Source organism: Gluconobacter sp. Dm-62, from assembly GCF_018256155.1.
Lineage (GTDB): Bacteria > Pseudomonadota > Alphaproteobacteria > Acetobacterales > Acetobacteraceae > Gluconobacter.
The window spans coordinates 310,578-326,612 of the sequence record NZ_JAERLY010000002.1 but is presented as its reverse complement, the minus strand read 5'-3'; the positions used below and the strand labels follow the sequence as shown (position 1 = coordinate 326,612).

The window sequence follows — 16,035 nt, the reverse complement described above, 5'->3', positions numbered from 1 at the left end:
GAGCCTCCGTAAAGCCCCACCTCGCATCCGGAGTTCCCATGGTACCCCGTTACAGCCGTCCGCAGATGACTGCCATCTGGTCTCCCGCCAACCGTTTTCGCATCTGGTTCGAGATCGAAGCCCTTGCCTGCGAAGCCATGGCACAACGGGGTGACATTCCTGCCGAATCAGCCAGAACCATCCGCGAGAAGGGTGACGTTGCCATGGCTGCGTTCTCCGACGCGGATCTGGCCCGCATCGACGAGATCGAGGCCGAAACGCGCCACGACGTCATCGCGTTCCTGACCTGGCTTGCAGAAAAGGTCGGTCCGGACAGCCGTTTCGTCCATCTGGGCATGACGTCTTCGGATGTGCTGGACACCTGCCTGTCCGTCCAGATGACACAGGCCGCCGATCTTCTGCTGGAAGATCTGGACCGCGTTCTCGCCGCCCTGAAGTCCCGCGCCTACGAGCATCGCAACACGGTCACGATCGGCCGCAGCCATGCGATCCATGCCGAACCGACAAGCTTTGGCCTGAAGATTGCAGGACACTACGCTGAATTCGCCCGCAACCGCGAGCGCCTCATTCAGGCCCGTAAGGAAATCGCGGTCTGTGCCATTTCCGGCGCTGTCGGCACGTATGCCCATATCGATCCAGAGATCGAGGAATACGTCGCTGACAAGCTGGGTCTGGCTGTCGAGAGCGTATCCACGCAGGTTATCCCCCGTGATCGCCATGCCGCGTTCTTCTGCACGCTCGGTGTGATCGCCAGCGGCATCGAGCGTCTGGCTGTCGAGGTCCGTCATCTGCAGCGTTCGGAAGTTCGGGAAGCGGAAGAGTTCTTCCACAAGGGACAGAAGGGCAGTTCGGCAATGCCGCACAAGCGCAACCCTGTCCTGTCGGAGAACCTGACGGGTCTGGCGCGCCTGATCCGCTCGCATGTCGTGCCGGCTCTGGAAAACGTTGCCCTGTGGCACGAACGGGACATCAGCCACTCTGCCGTCGAGCGCAACATCTGCCCCGATGCGACGATCGGTCTGGATTTCGCTCTGATGCGTCTGGCCGGGATGATGGAAAAGCTGGTCGTCTATCCCGAGCAGATGATCGCGAATATGGAAAGCCTCGGCGGCGTCGTCCATTCCGGCGAAGTGCTGCTGACGCTTGCGCGCGCAGGAATTTCCCGTGAGGACGCCTATCGCATCGTGCAGCGTAACGCCATGGAAACATGGACGAAGCTGAACAAGCCGGGCTTCAGAACCTTCCGCGAGAACCTTGAGGCCGATCCGGAAGTCGCCGGTCGGGTCAGCAAGGACATTCTCGATCAGGCGTTTGACCCGGCACAGCATCTGCGCGCCGTGGATCGCATCTTCGCCCGTATCTTTGACTGAGAGGCGTGCGGGACGTAGATTTCCTGCGTTCCGCACACTCGCAGTTCCGGTTCCGCAATGCTATGGAACCACAATTCGTCGCTGCTCCAGCCGTCCGCATTTCCTGTCAGGACGGCGCAACGCTAAGGATTGCTCATGGCTCGCCGCCGCCAGCTCTATGAGGGCAAAGCCAAGGTTCTTTTTGAAGGCCCAGAACCCGGCACACTCGTTCAGTACTTCAAGGATGACGCCACCGCCGGAAACGGCGCGAAGAGCGGTATCATCACCGGCAAGGGTGTTCTGAACAACCGCATCAGCGAATACCTGATGCTCAAGCTTCATGACATCAACATCCCGACCCACTTCATCCGCCGGCTGAACATGCGCGAGCAGCTCATCCGCGAAGTGGAGATCATTCCGCTTGAAGTCGTGGTGCGCAACGTGGCGGCGGGCTCTCTGGCCAAGCGGCTTGGCATCCCCGAGGGGACGCGCCTTCCGCGCACGATCATTGAATATTACTACAAGAACGACGCGCTCAATGACCCGATGGTTTCGGAAGAGCATATTGCGGCGTTCAACTGGGCCGCACCGCAGGACATGGATGACATGAACCAGCTTGCGCTCAGGACAAATGATTTCCTGATGGGCATGTTCACGGCCGTCGGTATCACGCTCGTCGACTTCAAGCTGGAGTTCGGCCGGGTCTGGGAAGGCGAGGAGATGCGTATTCTTCTGGCGGACGAGATCTCGCCGGACAACTGTCGTCTGTGGGATTCCAAGACGAACGAGAAGATGGACAAGGATCGCTTCCGCCGTGACCTGGGTCGCGTTGAGGAAGCCTATCAGGAAGTGGCAAAGCGTCTCGGGATCCTGCCCGAGTCCGGGAATGGTGACCTCAAGGGTCCGGAGGCAGTTCAGTGAAAATTCGTGTTTTTGTTTCCCTGAAAGACGGCGTTCTCGATCCGCAGGGCAAGGCTGTCGGCCATGCTCTCGAAACCCTCGGCTTCAAGGGCCTCGGCGAAGTCCGCATCAACCGCGTCGTTGAACTCGATGTTCCGGCCGACAATGCTGCGGACGCTCTGGCACAGGGCGAGGCCATGGCGCGCGCGCTTCTGGCCAATGAAGTCATCGAAGATTTCAGCGTTGAGGTGGCAGGATGACCCGTCTTTCCACGATGCTCCTGCTGGCCGGCCTCGTAGCCGCGCCGGCTCTCGTTGCAGCCCCGGCTCACGCGCAGCGCGTGTCCAAGGTTTCGGGCAAGGCTCTGGGCCAGATGTGCTCCGGCAAGTCGTCCATCGGCATGTGCGACGCCTATCTGTCCGGCCTGATGGACGGCGAGGCCTGGGCCAAGAAGTACGACAGCTTTGCACATGATGAGTCTGCTCCGGTGGCATTCTGCGTGCCAGCCCAGCAGACGGCACCGCAGGTCCGCGGTCTGGTCGTCGCCTGGCTGCATGCGCACAATGACGCGCTGACGGAACCGGCCGGCAAGGCCGTCTATCGCGCCCTGCATGACACCTATCCCTGCCATGCGGCTTCCGCTCCGGCGGAGGGCCAGAAATGAAGGCAGGTATCGTCGTATTTCCCGGCACGAACCGGGAGCGCGACATGGTCCATGCCCTGAAGCTGGTCACGGGGCAGGCGCCGCGTCTGATCTGGCACGGGGAGACCTCGCTGGGTGATCTGGACCTCGTTGTGCTGCCGGGTGGGTTCAGTTTCGGGGACTATCTGCGCAGTGGGGCCATGGCCGCGCACTCGCCGATCATGCGTGACGTCAAGGCATTCGCAGGCAAGGGCGGTCACGTTCTGGGCGTCTGCAACGGCTTCCAGATCCTGACGGAATCCCATCTGCTGCCGGGTGCGCTTCTGCGCAATGCGGGGCTGCGATTCCTGTCGCAGGACTGCCACCTGAAGGTTGAGAACGGGTCCTCACCCTATACGCAAGGCTGGACGCGCGGCGATGTGTTCCGTGCGCCACTCGCGCATGGTGACGGCAACTACACGGCCTCGCCCGAGACGCTGAAGCGTCTTGAGGGTGAAGGCCGCGTGGCCTTCCGCTATTGCGGCGCGGATGGTGTGGTTTCGGACGATAACCGCGCGACCAACCCCAACGGGAGCACGCGCTCCATCGCCGGTATTCTGAGCGAGAACGGCCGTGTCTGTGGCCTGATGCCGCACCCGGAGAACCTGACTGACCCCGAAATCGGCGCAACCGACGGCGTGCCGCTTTTCAAAGGCCTTGTGGAGGCTCTTGTCGGATGAGTGTGACGATTGATGCCCAGCTTGCCCAGTCTTTCGGACTGACCGGCGAGGAATACAACAAGCTTGTCACGATCATGGGACGGACGCCGAGCTTTACGGAGCTCGGAATTTTCTCCGTCATGTGGTCCGAGCACTGCTCCTACAAATCGTCGCGCATCCATCTCAAGACGCTGCCGACCAAGGCTCCGTGGGTGATCCATGGGCCGGGCGAAAACGCGGGCGTCGTGGATATTGGCGAGGGTCTGGCAGCCGTCTTCAAGATGGAAAGCCACAACCACCCGTCCTTCATCGAGCCTTACCAGGGCGCGGCGACGGGCGTTGGCGGCATTCTGCGTGACGTGTTCACGATGGGCGCCCGCCCGGTTGCGAACCTCAATGCCCTGCGTTTCGGTGATCCGAAACATGCGGGAACCCGTCGCATCGTCGATGGCGTCGTGCGCGGCGTTGGCGGATACGGCAACTGCGTCGGTGTTCCGACCGTGGGCGGCGAGGTCAACTTCCACAAGGCCTATGACGGCAATCCGCTCGTCAACGCCATGACGGTGGGTGTGGCCAAGCAGGACAAGATCTTCCTGTCGGCTGCGGCGGGCGTGGGCAATCCGGTTGTGTATGTCGGCTCCAAGACGGGCCGTGACGGCATTCACGGCGCGACCATGTCTTCGGCAGAGTTCGACGAGGAAGCCGCATCCAAGCGTCCGACCGTTCAGGTTGGCGATCCGTTCATCGAGAAGCTGCTGATCGAAGCCTGCCTTGAGCTCATGGCAACGGATGCGATCGTCGCCATTCAGGACATGGGCGCGGCTGGTCTGACGTCTTCTGCTGTTGAAATGGCAGGTAAGGGCGGCGTGGGCATTGAGCTCAATCTCGATGCCGTTCCGCAGCGCGAGCCGAACATGTCGGCGTATGAGATGATGCTGTCCGAGAGCCAGGAGCGCATGCTCATGGTTCTCAAGCCCGAGCGGACCGAAGTTGCCCGTGCAATCTTCGCGAAGTGGGAACTGGATTTCGCTGTCATCGGTGAGTTGACGGATACGGGCCGTATTACGATCCGCCATAATGGTGAGGTCGAAGCCGATATTCCGCTGGCCCCGCTAGCGGATGAAGCCCCGATCTACAACCGTCCGACCGTGCCCCTGACAGCACCGGCGCGGATCGAGACGCCCGCTGACCCGGAAGGAATCGAGAAGGCGCTTCTGATGCTGATCGGCTGTCCGGATCTGGCGTCCCGCGCCTGGGTCTGGAACCAGTATGATGGCTCGGTTGGTGGCAACACGGCACGTCGTCCGGGTGCTGCTGACGCGGCTGTTGTGCGCGTTGAAGGCACGCGTCTGGGGCTTGCCCTGACGACGGACTGCACGCCGCGCTATTGTCAGGCTGATCCGAAGACAGGTGGTGCGCAGGCTGTAGCCGAAGCCTGGCGCAACCTGACGGCGACCGGCGCGACGCCGCTGGCCGTGACGGATAACCTGAACTTCGGCAATCCGGAACGTCCGGAAATCATGGCGCAGTTCGCCGATGCCATCAAAGGCATGGGGGATGCCTGCCGTGCGCTCGACTTCCCGGTCGTGAGCGGCAACGTCTCGCTGTATAACGAGACGCGCTCTCCCTCCGGTGAGGCTCAGGCGATCCTGCCGACGCCGGCGATCGGTGCGCTTGGCGTGCTGGCAGATGCATCGAAGTCCATCGGGCTTTCGATGCCGGATGCTCATGATCTGGTGCTGGTTGGCACTATTCGCGGCGAACTCGGGCAGTCCCTGTGGCTGCGCGAGATCTGCCAGCGTGAAGATGGCGCACCGCCGACGGTCGATCTTGCGGTCGAGCGTCGTAATGGTGATTTCGTGCGCAGCCAGATTGCTGCGGGCGCAGTTGCGGCCTGTCATGACATTGCCGATGGCGGCCTGCTGGTGACGGTGGCGGAGATGGTCATGGCGAGCGGCATTGGATGCACGCTTGAAGCCGCGCCGACGGATGTTGCGGCGCATGCGTTCTGGTTCGGTGAGGACCAGGGCTGCTACGTTATTGCAACTTCCGACGGTGCAGCCCTTGTAGCAGCGGCACAGAAGGCCAACGTTCCGGCAACGCGTCTGGGACGTTCGGGCGGCAGTGATCTGGTCCTTCCGGGAACAGTCAGTGTCAGCGCGGAACGTCTCAACGAGATCAATGCCGCGTTCTTCCCGCGGTTCATGGGCGAGGGAGCCTGATTTTCATGCCGATGGCAGCATCTGAAATCGAACGCACGATCCTTGCCGCCATTCCCGATGCCCGGATCGAGATCGAAGATCTCGCCGGGGACGGGGATCATTACGCCTGCCAGGTCACAAGTGAGGCCTTCCGGGGCCTTTCGCGTGTACGCCAGCACAAACTGGTTTATGATGCGTTCGGAACCCGCATGGGCACTGAACTGCATGCGATGGCCCTCAAGACGCTCACCCCTTAAGAGCCGGGGCTGACGTCTCTTTTCCCGACGAGCACTGACAGCAGGAACGGGCCTTTCGCCCGTCCTGCCGAAAAAAGGAAAATCCAATGTCCGAAACCGTGTTCCAGCATATCCAGACCCTGATCGACACCAATCCGGTCATGCTGTTCATGAAGGGTGACAAGCTCTTCCCGCAGTGCGGCTTCTCCGCACGCGTGGTCCAGATCCTGACGCATCTCGGCGTCCCGTTTGCGACCTGCAACATCCTTGAAAGCGCTGAGCTTCGTCAGGGCATCAAGGACTTCTCGCAGTGGCCGACAGTGCCGCAGCTTTACGTCAAGGGTGAGTTCGTCGGCGGCTGCGATATCGTGACCGACATGTATCAGAGCGGCGAGCTTGAGACTCTACTGACTGAAAAAGGCATCACGACCGCTAACGCCTGAGTTGCTACGCCCTGATTCGGGGCCAATCATGGCGAAAAGTGCTGAATTCAGCACTTTTTAAGCATTGCTCCTGCCACAATTCAGCCATGAAGCGGCGAAAAGTGGCAGGACCTTGATTTTTTCGGAAACTTTCCCATCAGGGGTTGTCGAACCCCGAGTTCAGCGAATAGGCTGGTTCCATCAAACGGGATGGGATGAACGTCAATGGCGCGGAACTGGGTCAGCAGAATTGCTCTGGGCATCATGGGTGTCGGTATCTGCATGGGGGCAGGCAAAGCCTATGCCCGTCCGGCCATCACCGATTTCGAAGCCAGCAAGCTGACCTTTGATGCGCTGACCGCAACACCGGTCTATCACCGCGCAGTTTTCCATCACGCTCTTGCCCGTCGCGCCACGTCGCATAATACGGCCGTTGCCTGGAACAGCTCGCACGCGATGGTCCGCAACGTCGCCTACCGTCCGCATGCAGTGTCCCACGCACGTGTGACCGTCGCCTCCGCACATCATCACGCCCGCGTCCGTCGTACTTGATCTTTCAGAACTGGCGCAGCGCATCCTGAATGCGTCGCGCCTGACCTGAAAGGTCCACGACGATCAGATCAAACCGGGTGTTGGGCCTGTTCCATTCCGGTTTTGTCAGCAGAATATATTCGAAGGCTTCCATCAGTCTTTGAGACTGTCTGGCTGTAAGGCATGATGCACTTTCCCGCAGGCTGCGTCTTTGCTTGACCTCAACGGCAATCAGCCATTCCGAATCTGCCACCAGAAGATCGAGTTCGCCGTAAGGCGTTCGTAATCTTTGTGCGAGAATTGTCAGCCCGCGCTCCTCAAGGAGGCGGGCTGCAATATTTTCGGCGTTCAGCCCCGTGTAATAGGATTGAACGCCGCGTGTCTGTGGGCTTTTCAGCGCTCGTCCCGCAGCAGACGGGCGGCATCCAGCGCGAAATAGGTGAGGATACCGTTACAGCCTGCGCGCTTGAAAGCGATCAGGCTTTCCATGATCGTGCGGTCACGATCGAGCCAGCCGTTCTGAATGGCCCCCATCAGCATCGCGTATTCGCCCGACACCTGATAGGCAAAGGTCGGAACCTCAAAGCGTTCACGCACGCGACGGATGATGTCGAGATACGGCATCCCTGGCTTGACCATGATCATATCCGCACCTTCGCGCAGGTCCTGCTCGACTTCGCGCATGGCCTCGTCAGAATTGGCCGGGTCCATCTGGTAGGTCTTCTTGTCACCGTGCAGCAGACTGCCGGAACCCAACGCATCACGGAACGGGCCGTAGAACGCGGAGGCATATTTCGCGGTGTAGGCCATGATGCGGGTGGTGTCATAGCCGTTGCCGTCCAGCGTTTCGCGGATGGCTTTAACGCGGCCGTCCATCATGTCGGACGGGGCGATAATGTCATTGCCAGCACGGGCCTGATTGAGGGCCTGCTGGCGCAGGATCTCAACAGAGGCGTCGTTGAGGATACGGCCGTTCTCGATCACACCGTCATGGCCATGATCGGTGTACGGGTCGAGCGCCACGTCGCCGATGATGCCCAGATCGGGGAAGGCATCCTTGATGGTGCGCGAGGCGCGACACATCAGGTTGTCCGGGTTCAGGGCCTCGGTGCCAACAGCGTCGCGGACGCTCATGGGCGTGACGGGGAAGATGGCGATGGCCGGGACGCCGAGGTCCACGGCCTGCCGGACGTGTTCAACGACATTGTCCACGCTGACGCGTTCAGCACCCGGCATGGAGTCGACCTTCTGGCGCTGGTTTTCGCCTTCGCAGACGAAGATCGGCCAGATCAGATTGTCGACATGCAGGCGATGTTCCTGCACCAGACGGCGGGTGAAAGCATCGTGGCGATTACGCCGCGGACGGGAGAGGGGGTATGCTGCATTGCTCATACCCCCAATCATGCGCCTAACTTTGCTCTCTGCAAAGTCGACTGTTGCGGATGCCGTAAGCAAAATACACGGCAAGTCCAATAACGAGCCAGACAACAAGTCTGATCCAGGTCAGACTGTCGAGCGACACCATGACCGCGCCACAGGACAGCACCCCGAGCACCGGAACAAGCAGTCCACCCGGCACCCGGAACTTGCGTGGAACATCGGGTTGTCTATGCCGCAAGACCGGAACGCCGATGCAAACGATGATGAAGGCCAGCAATGTCCCGATGGAGGTCATGTTGCCGAGTTGTCCGATTGGAAGCAGGGCGGCGAGCAGGCTGGTGAGGGCTGCGAACATCAGATGGGATGTCCAGGGCGTCCGCGTCCGGGCGTTGAGTTTCGAGAAGACCGGAGGCAGCAGACCGTCATGGGACATGATAAGGAAGACGCGCGCCTGTCCCATCAGCAGGCCAAACAGCACCGAAATATATCCAGCCGTAATGCCGAGTTTCACGAGACTGGCCAGCCAGGGCATGCCCGCGACATCGATGGCTGTTGCGACAGGGCTCGGGTCATTGGCCATGGCGCGGTAATCGACCACGCCCGTCAGAACCATCGAGAACACGGCATAGACGACGGAGCAGATGAGCAGGCTCCCCAGAATGCCGATCGGAATGTCGCGTGCAGGATTGCGACTGTCCTGTGCCGTCGTGGAGACGATGTCGAAGCCCAGATAGGCGAAAAAAGCCATGCCCGCGGCCCGCATGACGCCGGACATGCCGAACTGCCCGAATGTTCCGGTGTTCTGCGGGATGAACGGATGATAGTGCGAAAAGCTGATATGGGGCGCGCAGACAGCAATCACAGCGACGATCACGGCCAGCTTGATGCAGACGACGATCGTGTTGATGGTCGTCGATTCACTCACACCGCGCATCAGCAGGGCCGTAACGCACCACAGCGCACAGACGGCCGGGAAGTTGAACCAGGCCGATGCCGTGCTGCCATCCGGCATCGTCACAGGTGTCAGCGGCGTGGCAAGCAGGCGGGGGTCGATATGAAAGCCCCAGCCCCCCAGCAGCGATGCGAGATAGCCCGACCAACTTGAAGCGACCGTCGCAGCACCTACGGTATATTCCAGCACGAGATCCCAGCCAATGATCCAGGCAATCAGCTCGCCCATCGAGGCATAGGCGTAGGAATAGGCCGAGCCGCCCGAAGGGATCATGCTGGCAAGTTCGCCGTAACACAGGCCGGCGAAGCCGCAGGCTATGGCTGCGATAATAAAAGAGAGGGTCACGGCGGGACCGGCATTCTGGCCGGCTGCAACGCCTGTGAGGGAAAAAAGGCCAGCACCGATCGTCACGCCGACACCAAGGGCAACAAGCTGCCATGGGCCAAGGACACGCTTGAGGCCAGTCTGGCTGTCAGCTGCGGATGATACGGGTTTGGTCCGCCAGAGCGGAGTGGTCATGAAAGATCCTCGTTTGATAGGCGGATTGTTTTTGCCGAGGCAGGCAATCTGGGCTAGTCACATGCCGAACTCACCCTGGAGAATGGACCACGATGTCGGAACACGCCAGCCAGTCCACGCTGAATCGTTTCTTTCATGCCCCCCTCAAGGAGGTTGATGCCGAAGTTGCCACAATCCTGAACGAGGAGCTGACGCGCCAGCAGGACGGCATCGAGCTCATCGCTTCGGAAAACATGGCCTCTTTCGCCGTCATGGAAGCACAGGGTTCGGTGCTGACGAACAAGTATGCGGAAGGCCTTCCGGGCAAGCGCTATTACGGCGGCTGCGTGGACGTGGACCGCGTCGAGAACCTTGCCATCGAGCGTCTGAAGAAAATGTTCGGCGCAGAGTTCGCCAATGTGCAGCCGCATTCCGGCGCCAACGCTAACCAGGCGGCTTTCATGGCACTCGCCGCTCCGGGCGATACGATTCTCGGCCTGAGCCTTGCCGCTGGTGGACATCTGACGCATGGCGCGGCTCCGAACTATTCAGGCAAGTGGTTCAACTCCGTGCAGTATGGCGTGCGCGCTGAAGACGGTCTGATCGATTACGACCAGATGGAAGCACTGGCCCGCGAGCACAAGCCGAAGATCATCGTGGCCGGCAGCTCCGCCTATCCGCGCGTCATCGACTTCGCCCGCTTCCGCAAGATTGCCGATGAAGTCGGTGCGTATCTGATGGTGGACATGGCGCATTTTGCCGGTCTGGTTGCCGCTGGCCTGTATCCGAACCCGGTTCCGGTTGCCGACATCACGACGTCCACGACGCACAAGACACTGCGTGGCCCGCGTGGCGGCATCATCCTGACGAACAACCCCGATCTGGCGAAGAAGGTGAACTCCGCCGTGTTCCCGGGCCTGCAGGGCGGTCCGCTCATGCATGTCATCGCGGGCAAGGCCGTCGCTTTCGGCGAAGCACTTACGGATGAGTTCAAGGCCTATCAGAAGCGCGTCCTCGCCAATGCCCGCGCTCTGGCTGACGAGCTTCAGAACCGTGGCTTCGACATCGTTACGGGTGGCACGGACAGTCATCTGATCCTCGTGGACCTGCGACCGAAGAAGGTGACGGGCAAGCTCGCCGAAGCCATTCTCGAGCGTGCCGGCATCACGGCGAACAAGAACGCCATTCCGTTCGATCCGGAAAAGCCGTTCGTGACGTCCGGCATCCGTCTGGGCAGCCCGGCGGCGACGGCACGTGGTTTCGGCGAAGCCGAGTTCCGCGAAATCGGTCGTATGATCGACGAAGTGCTGACGGCAGCTCTTGAAGAGCATAATGCCGAAGCCGTAACGGCTCGCGTGCATGAGGAAGTGAAGGCCCTGTGCCGCCGCTTCCCGATCTATGACCGCGCTTCGGCCTAAGACCTGAGCGGCGCTGCGGTCCGTCTGGCCAGCCGGACCGCAAGCTGTCCCCGCCGGGGACGAAGATTGGGCATGATCAACATGCACTCGTCATAGGGTGTATAGATCAGATCGTGCCCGTCATGGGCGAGGGGGGTCCCGGCTTCCGGGATCGTGACTCCGCCCTCCCATGGCCGGATAAAACTAAAATCTGCATTCCGTGCAATAATGTTGTCTGTCACGACAGCCATTTCAGGCTCGCAGACCTCCTGAGTCGCCTGTCCGCGAAGATGGATGGTCTCGGCTTCTGACAGCAGGCGGGTGATCGCATTTTCCATGACGGTGACTGTCGCGGGGTCCCAATGGGAACCGGCTTCCAGAAGACAGCTCCGTCCCGTACCGCCCGGCGACATGAAATGCGCATGCTCGATCAGCCTTGAACCGCCATGATGTCCAAGATCCGTTAGAACCGTCTGGGGCAAATCCTTGTCAGCTGCCAGCGCACAGGCAAGTTCAGCAGACCGTTGACGGGGAGGGGCAATGAACAGGGGCTCAGACGGCCAGAGCGTAGAATGCAGATCCAGAAGCAGGTCAGCGCGCGCGATGTAAGGCTGAATCTGACGTGCCCGCTCAAGTTCACTGGAATGATCGCGTCCATTCAAACGCGTGCTGTGCCACAGACGGTTCAGGTCTTCATCAATATGGCGGGCCATGACCGGATTTGCTGCATCAAAACGGTCGAAAGCATCAAGGTTTGCCAGAATTAGTGTCAGGCGTCCGCAGGACAGGGCAAAGCCCCGTCTGCGAAGATTTTCAAGCGCCCAGCCACCAGCATATTCATTCCCGTGCACCAGAGACGTGATGACAATTTCCGGGCCGGATCGACCCGAATCGAAAATCCACACCCCTGGTACACCCGAAGGGGGGCTGCGCCACTGTGAGAGATCGGGCGGCGAAAGCGCCACATTGAAGACCAGTGGCGGTCGCCCAAGCCCAGGTAACGTTTCCGACAGGCGGGGCTGACGGATCCGGATAGGATGGTGCCGCTGTCCCGCCTTGCAACTCATGGCATCGTGCTCCGCGTCAGGGCGAAACAAGAATGACTGCTCCCCGACCGGCGGCCCGGCGGAGCCATACCTGCACCGGGGAGCATAGGACATGGATCGGTCATGGGTTGTAGTGTAAGCACGTTGGGAGCAGGTCACCAGAGAGAGAATGTCACCTTTTTCTTCGTCTGCACCTGAAGAGAATCACATTTCGCCGAGGTTGATTTGGCGCGTTCCATTTCCGTTATTCGCCCGGTTTTTCGCAGATTTTGGCTCATAGTCTTATCCACGATCGAACACAGACGGCCCATGAACGGACAATGAAACAGTCTCTCTCCATTTTTCACAAATTATGGCAACGGCTTCCGGCAGGATCGCGACGGCGTTTTTTCGCCTGGGCCACAGCCATAGCGGCACCTCCGGTCAGGCCATACAAATGCGTTCCGGCTCACGGGATGATCGTGGCGGGCGAGTTCAGCCGGAGTTCTGGGCTGGGAGAAGGCGCCAGACTGATGGTCCAGGCGCTGCGGGACATGCACATCCCCTGCGCGACATGGGACACTGACCGCCGGGTGTTGGAAGGTGACGTCACCGGTCCAGGAGCACCGCTGGTGATGCATGTGAATGCGCCGATGTTGCCATATGCTCAGCTTTTCATGCCACGCACACTGCGGACCGGGCGACGGATCATCGGATACTGGGCCTGGGAGTTGCCGGTTGTGCCCGGAACATGGCGTCATGCCAGAAGGCATGTGCATGAAATCTGGGCGCCGTCGCACTTTACGGCCGAGGCTCTCCGTCCACTGGGACGTAAAGTGCGCGTTGTGGAACACCCGGTTGGCCTTGCGGAACAGAAGCCATCTGAACGTAACCGGGCATCTTTTGGACTGCCGGAAGACTGCGTTATTGTTCTCGTTTCGTTCAGTCTATCCTCAAGCATGGTCCGCAAGAGCCCGATCGAAACGATCCATGCATTTCGACAGGCCTTCGGGGACCGGCGCGACCGGCTTCTGGTCATGAAGGTCGGCCATACCGAACATTATCCTGACGATCTGGCGGCGATCCGCGCGGCTATTGGTGGCGCACCCAATATCCGGATCGAAACCGGGCAGCTCAGCGGTGCCGACAGACTCGCTCTGACAGCCTGTGCGGATATCGTGCTATCCCTGCATCGCAGCGAGGGGTTTGGTCTTGTCGTTGCCGAGGCCATGGCGCTGGGGCGCTGCGTGATTGCGACGGACTGGTCCGCAACGACTGAATTTCTGGATGTGAGCTGTGGCCTGCCGGTCTCTTACACGCTTGTTCCCGCACGGGACCCGCGCGGGATCTGGGACATGCCGGATAAGCAATGGGCGCTTCCGAATATTGATGACGCCGCACAAGCCCTTCGGATCGCTGCAGAGGATCCGGATTTGCGATCCCGTCTGGGCACAAATGCCAGACACCGGATTGCCGCACACCTAGATGGCGGGACGCTCCAGGGTGCCGCCTTGGCTATTGGAGCCCGGGCGTGATGGTGGCGAAGTCTTCCCAGCGCGTTCTGGTCTGGCAATGGGGGCGCCGGGGTGCCGGACCGCGAATTGCCGTTGATCTGGCGGATGGGCTGAGACGACTGGCCGGAACAGATGTTCTGCTGTGCCTGTCAGACAGAGCAGAAATTCTGCAAAGCAGGAATGCTCCGGAAGCAGTCGTTAAAATCGGAACTTACAGTTCTGTCCGGGGGCTGGCGGGGCGTCTGTTGACGGCACCATGGCTACGGATGCAGCTGAGGCGAATTGTCCGGAATTTTCGTCCGGATATGGCGATCTGTGCCATGCCGGGGCCGCTGGATCTGCTCATGGCTCATGTCCTCCGCCGGATGGGTATTCCGCTTGTGGTCATTATTCATGATGCACAGCCGCATCCAGGCGATGGGCATCCCTTTCAGGTCCTGTTGCAACGAGCTCTGATCCGCCGGGCCGATCAGATCGTGACGTTCAGCCGCCATGTTGCCGAGGGGCTGGCCTCCGGGCCGCACGCAGCGCACTGTCCCGTCCTTTCACTCGCCCATCCTCCGTTCATTGGGACTGCGGGAAGTGTACCATTTGCTCATGCAGGGACACCGCGCCTTCTCATGTTCGGGCGTCTGCTGCCTTACAAGGGGCTGGACCTTCTGGCGGAGGCTCTGCCACTGGTTTCGCACGCATTTGAATGCCGGATAGTCGGGCAGGGACCGCAAAGCCCGGAACTGCAGCGGCTTTCAGAATTAGAAAATGTCAGCGTCGAAAACCACTGGGTAGCGGAAGACGAGCTTCCACGACTGGTCGAGTGGGCTGATATCGTGGTGCTACCCTATCGTGAGGCGTCCCAGAGCGGCGTGGGAGCCATGGCGATGGCCAGCGGACGCTATGTGGTGGCCACGCGGGTCGGGGGACTGGTGGAACAGTTTTCGGGCAACACGCACGCCGTGCTGTGCGATCCGGACGCCACGTCAATCGCCAGAGCGCTGGAGACAATCCTGCAAGCGCCTCCACCCATAGGCCTGTGTGTTGATAACGGGCAGGCATGGGAAAATCTGGCGAGGAACATTCTCGCCAGCCGGGATGCCGCTTAACGGTCCAGCGTGTCTTCCGTCGCGATCCGGACGCGGTAGCCGATATGTTTTTCGACATCCCGCAGGAACGTGCGCTCATCGATATTGATGAGGGAGAACGCTACACCCTTGCGTCCAGCACGGGCTGTCCGGCCGATACGATGGACGTAGGCCTCTGGCGTTTCAGGCATGTCCATGTTGATGACGAGGTCCACATCCGGAATGTCGAGACCGCGCGAAGCGATGTCGGTCGTCACCAGAATGGGCACTCGCCCCTGACGGAACAGGTCCAGCGCCTTGTTGCGAGCGCCTTGAGTACGGTCGCCGTGCAGGGTTTCGATCCGCAGGTTCTGCCTCCGCAGGATTTTGGCGAGAGCGTCCACCGTGTTCTTCGTCCGTGCAAAGACGATGCTCCGGCCCTCGAAATGCTTCAGCAGACGCGCCACGGTTTCGGGCTTGTCGTCCTTTTCCACGAAGATCGCCCGCTGGCGGATATTCTTGGGTGTGAAGGACTCCGCCGCGATTTCCACACGAACAGGATTGCGGGTCACGCGTTTGGCAAGATCCATCACAGGCTCGGGCAACGTGGCCGAACAGAAGACGGTCTGGGGCGGCTGATCCGGAAAATAAGGCGTCAGGGCCGTCATGCTGGCAGAGAAGTCCTCGTCCAGCAGGCGGTCAGCTTCGTCCAGAACAAGATAGGTCAGATGTTCCAGAACAAGGTCCGCCTGCTGGACCAGATCCAAAAGACGGCCATGCGTGGCAACAACGATATCCACGCCATCGCTGACAGACAGGACCTGCTGCTCACGCGACGTGCCACCGCAGACGACGCGGGTTTTCAGGGAGAGCCTGCGTCCAAGCTGACGGCACACGGCAGCGGTCTGGGCTGCGAGTTCGCGCGTGGGCTCAAGGATGAGTGCACGCGGCCCCGGCGCCGGGCCGGCCTCTTCGAGCTTCTGGAGCATGGGCAGCACGAAGGCTGCGGTTTTGCCACTTCCGGTCTGGGAGCCGACCAGAACGTCCTTTCCCTTCAGCAGGGGGGGAATGGCCTGCGCCTGGATCAGGCTCGGACGTTTGTGTCCGGCCTGGGCAAGAGTTGCCAGCAGGGGAGCAATCAGCCCAAGCTCTTCAAATCCGGGAGCAGGGGCGGTGGGCGTTGCAATCGGCGCGGCGGTCGGCGTCTGTGGCGTTGTCATATGCGCTTCTT

General features: G+C 60.6%; 17 protein-coding genes. 12 read left to right on the top strand and 5 right to left on the bottom strand.

Annotated features, from left to right (window positions below):
* Nucleotides 1-38 precede the first annotated feature (38 nt).
* From purB to JK202_RS03220, 9 genes are all read left to right on the top strand, one after another.
* Nucleotides 39-1,370: an adenylosuccinate lyase gene (gene purB / locus JK202_RS03260; protein WP_211558083.1), complete on the top strand. Its 1,332-nt coding sequence runs from the start codon at nt 39-41 to the stop codon at nt 1,368-1,370.
* Nucleotides 1,371-1,505: 135 nt separating this feature from the next.
* Nucleotides 1,506-2,270, top strand: a complete 765-nt coding sequence (gene purC, locus JK202_RS03255) for a phosphoribosylaminoimidazolesuccinocarboxamide synthase (protein ID WP_211558080.1) — start codon at nt 1,506-1,508, stop codon at nt 2,268-2,270.
* Nucleotides 2,267-2,509 carry a phosphoribosylformylglycinamidine synthase subunit PurS gene (gene purS / locus JK202_RS03250; RefSeq protein ID WP_099286711.1) on the top strand — a complete coding sequence of 81 codons (243 nt, stop codon included), beginning with the start codon at nt 2,267-2,269 and terminating at the stop codon, nt 2,507-2,509. The genes purC and purS overlap by 4 nt, the downstream gene beginning before the upstream one ends.
* Entirely contained in the window at nt 2,506-2,913 is a 408-nt protein-coding gene (locus tag JK202_RS03245; RefSeq protein ID WP_211558078.1) for a Rap1a/Tai family immunity protein, read from the top strand. The genes purS and JK202_RS03245 overlap by 4 nt, the downstream gene beginning before the upstream one ends.
* Nucleotides 2,910-3,611 carry a phosphoribosylformylglycinamidine synthase subunit PurQ gene (purQ, locus tag JK202_RS03240; protein WP_211558076.1) on the top strand — a complete coding sequence of 234 codons (702 nt, stop codon included), beginning with the start codon at nt 2,910-2,912 and terminating at the stop codon, nt 3,609-3,611. The genes JK202_RS03245 and purQ overlap by 4 nt, the downstream gene beginning before the upstream one ends.
* A complete protein-coding gene (gene purL / locus JK202_RS03235; RefSeq protein WP_211558074.1) occupies nt 3,608-5,812 on the top strand; it encodes a phosphoribosylformylglycinamidine synthase subunit PurL in 2,205 nt (734 codons plus the stop codon). The genes purQ and purL overlap by 4 nt, the downstream gene beginning before the upstream one ends.
* Before the next feature lie 5 nt (nt 5,813-5,817).
* Complete coding sequence (locus JK202_RS03230; protein ID WP_062032111.1) at nt 5,818-6,048, top strand: BolA/IbaG family iron-sulfur metabolism protein; 231 nt, start codon at nt 5,818-5,820, stop codon at nt 6,046-6,048.
* An 86-nt stretch (nt 6,049-6,134) separates the two neighbouring features.
* Nucleotides 6,135-6,470: a Grx4 family monothiol glutaredoxin gene (grxD, locus tag JK202_RS03225; protein ID WP_211558072.1), complete on the top strand. Its 336-nt coding sequence runs from the start codon at nt 6,135-6,137 to the stop codon at nt 6,468-6,470.
* Nucleotides 6,471-6,674: 204 nt separating this feature from the next.
* Complete coding sequence (locus JK202_RS03220; protein ID WP_211558069.1) at nt 6,675-7,001, top strand: hypothetical protein; 327 nt, start codon at nt 6,675-6,677, stop codon at nt 6,999-7,001.
* Nucleotides 7,002-7,005: 4 nt separating this feature from the next.
* Here JK202_RS03220 and JK202_RS03215 read toward each other — a convergent pair whose 3' ends face one another.
* From JK202_RS03215 to JK202_RS03205, 3 genes are read right to left on the bottom strand one after another with little or no spacing between them, the layout of a single operon-like run.
* The gene (locus JK202_RS03215) at nt 7,006-7,317 is read right to left on the bottom strand and encodes a YraN family protein (protein ID WP_211558706.1); all 312 of its coding nucleotides are present in this window, start codon (nt 7,315-7,317) and stop codon (nt 7,006-7,008) included.
* A 56-nt stretch (nt 7,318-7,373) separates the two neighbouring features.
* A complete protein-coding gene (hemB, locus tag JK202_RS03210) occupies nt 7,374-8,384 on the bottom strand; it encodes a porphobilinogen synthase (protein WP_408872129.1) in 1,011 nt (336 codons plus the stop codon).
* A 4-nt stretch (nt 8,385-8,388) separates the two neighbouring features.
* Nucleotides 8,389-9,831 (bottom strand): APC family permease, encoded by a 1,443-nt coding sequence (locus tag JK202_RS03205; protein WP_211558053.1) that lies wholly within the window; start codon nt 9,829-9,831, stop codon nt 8,389-8,391.
* Between the two features lie 92 nt (nt 9,832-9,923).
* On the opposite strand from JK202_RS03205, the gene glyA reads away from it, so the two are divergent.
* Nucleotides 9,924-11,228 carry a serine hydroxymethyltransferase gene (gene glyA, locus JK202_RS03200; protein ID WP_211558051.1) on the top strand — a complete coding sequence of 435 codons (1,305 nt, stop codon included), beginning with the start codon at nt 9,924-9,926 and terminating at the stop codon, nt 11,226-11,228.
* Here the strand turns inward: glyA and JK202_RS03195 are convergent.
* On the bottom strand, nt 11,225-12,304 hold the full coding sequence (locus JK202_RS03195; RefSeq protein WP_249199568.1) for a succinylglutamate desuccinylase/aspartoacylase family protein: 1,080 nt from the start codon (nt 12,302-12,304) through the stop codon (nt 11,225-11,227). The two genes, glyA and JK202_RS03195, sit on opposite strands and share 4 nt — an antisense overlap.
* Before the next feature lie 269 nt (nt 12,305-12,573).
* On the opposite strand from JK202_RS03195, the gene JK202_RS03190 reads away from it, so the two are divergent.
* Together JK202_RS03190 and JK202_RS03185 are read left to right on the top strand one after the other, a co-directional pair.
* The gene (locus JK202_RS03190) at nt 12,574-13,767 is read left to right on the top strand and encodes a glycosyltransferase family 4 protein (RefSeq protein ID WP_211558049.1); all 1,194 of its coding nucleotides are present in this window, start codon (nt 12,574-12,576) and stop codon (nt 13,765-13,767) included.
* Nucleotides 13,767-14,846, top strand: coding sequence for a glycosyltransferase family 4 protein (locus JK202_RS03185; protein WP_211558047.1), 1,080 nt, complete (start codon nt 13,767-13,769; stop codon nt 14,844-14,846). Before JK202_RS03190 ends, JK202_RS03185 begins: the two co-directional genes overlap by 1 nt.
* Here JK202_RS03185 and JK202_RS03180 read toward each other — a convergent pair.
* Entirely contained in the window at nt 14,843-16,024 is a 1,182-nt protein-coding gene (locus JK202_RS03180) for a DEAD/DEAH box helicase (protein WP_211558045.1), read from the bottom strand. The genes JK202_RS03185 and JK202_RS03180 overlap by 4 nt on opposite strands.
* Nucleotides 16,025-16,035 lie beyond the last annotated feature (11 nt).

Excerpts from the sequence above, each read along its gene's own strand:
- purB (WP_211558083.1), top strand. The coding sequence starts at position 39 with ATGGTACCCCGTTACAGCCGTCCGCAGATGACTGCCATCTGGTCTCCC.
- purC (WP_211558080.1), top strand. The coding sequence starts at position 1,506 with ATGGCTCGCCGCCGCCAGCTCTATGAGGGCAAAGCCAAGGTTCTTTTT.
- JK202_RS03245 (WP_211558078.1), top strand. The coding sequence starts at position 2,506 with ATGACCCGTCTTTCCACGATGCTCCTGCTGGCCGGCCTCGTAGCCGCG.
- purQ (WP_211558076.1), top strand. The coding sequence starts at position 2,910 with ATGAAGGCAGGTATCGTCGTATTTCCCGGCACGAACCGGGAGCGCGAC.
- purL (WP_211558074.1), top strand. The coding sequence starts at position 3,608 with ATGAGTGTGACGATTGATGCCCAGCTTGCCCAGTCTTTCGGACTGACC.
- JK202_RS03230 (WP_062032111.1), top strand. The coding sequence starts at position 5,818 with ATGCCGATGGCAGCATCTGAAATCGAACGCACGATCCTTGCCGCCATT.
- grxD (WP_211558072.1), top strand. The coding sequence starts at position 6,135 with ATGTCCGAAACCGTGTTCCAGCATATCCAGACCCTGATCGACACCAAT.
- JK202_RS03220 (WP_211558069.1), top strand. The coding sequence starts at position 6,675 with ATGGCGCGGAACTGGGTCAGCAGAATTGCTCTGGGCATCATGGGTGTC.
- hemB (WP_408872129.1), bottom strand. The coding sequence starts at position 8,384 with ATGATTGGGGGTATGAGCAATGCAGCATACCCCCTCTCCCGTCCGCGG.
- JK202_RS03205 (WP_211558053.1), bottom strand. The coding sequence starts at position 9,831 with ATGACCACTCCGCTCTGGCGGACCAAACCCGTATCATCCGCAGCTGAC.
- glyA (WP_211558051.1), top strand. The coding sequence starts at position 9,924 with ATGTCGGAACACGCCAGCCAGTCCACGCTGAATCGTTTCTTTCATGCC.
- JK202_RS03190 (WP_211558049.1), top strand. The coding sequence starts at position 12,574 with ATGAAACAGTCTCTCTCCATTTTTCACAAATTATGGCAACGGCTTCCG.
- JK202_RS03185 (WP_211558047.1), top strand. The coding sequence starts at position 13,767 with ATGGTGGCGAAGTCTTCCCAGCGCGTTCTGGTCTGGCAATGGGGGCGC.
- JK202_RS03180 (WP_211558045.1), bottom strand. The coding sequence starts at position 16,024 with ATGACAACGCCACAGACGCCGACCGCCGCGCCGATTGCAACGCCCACC.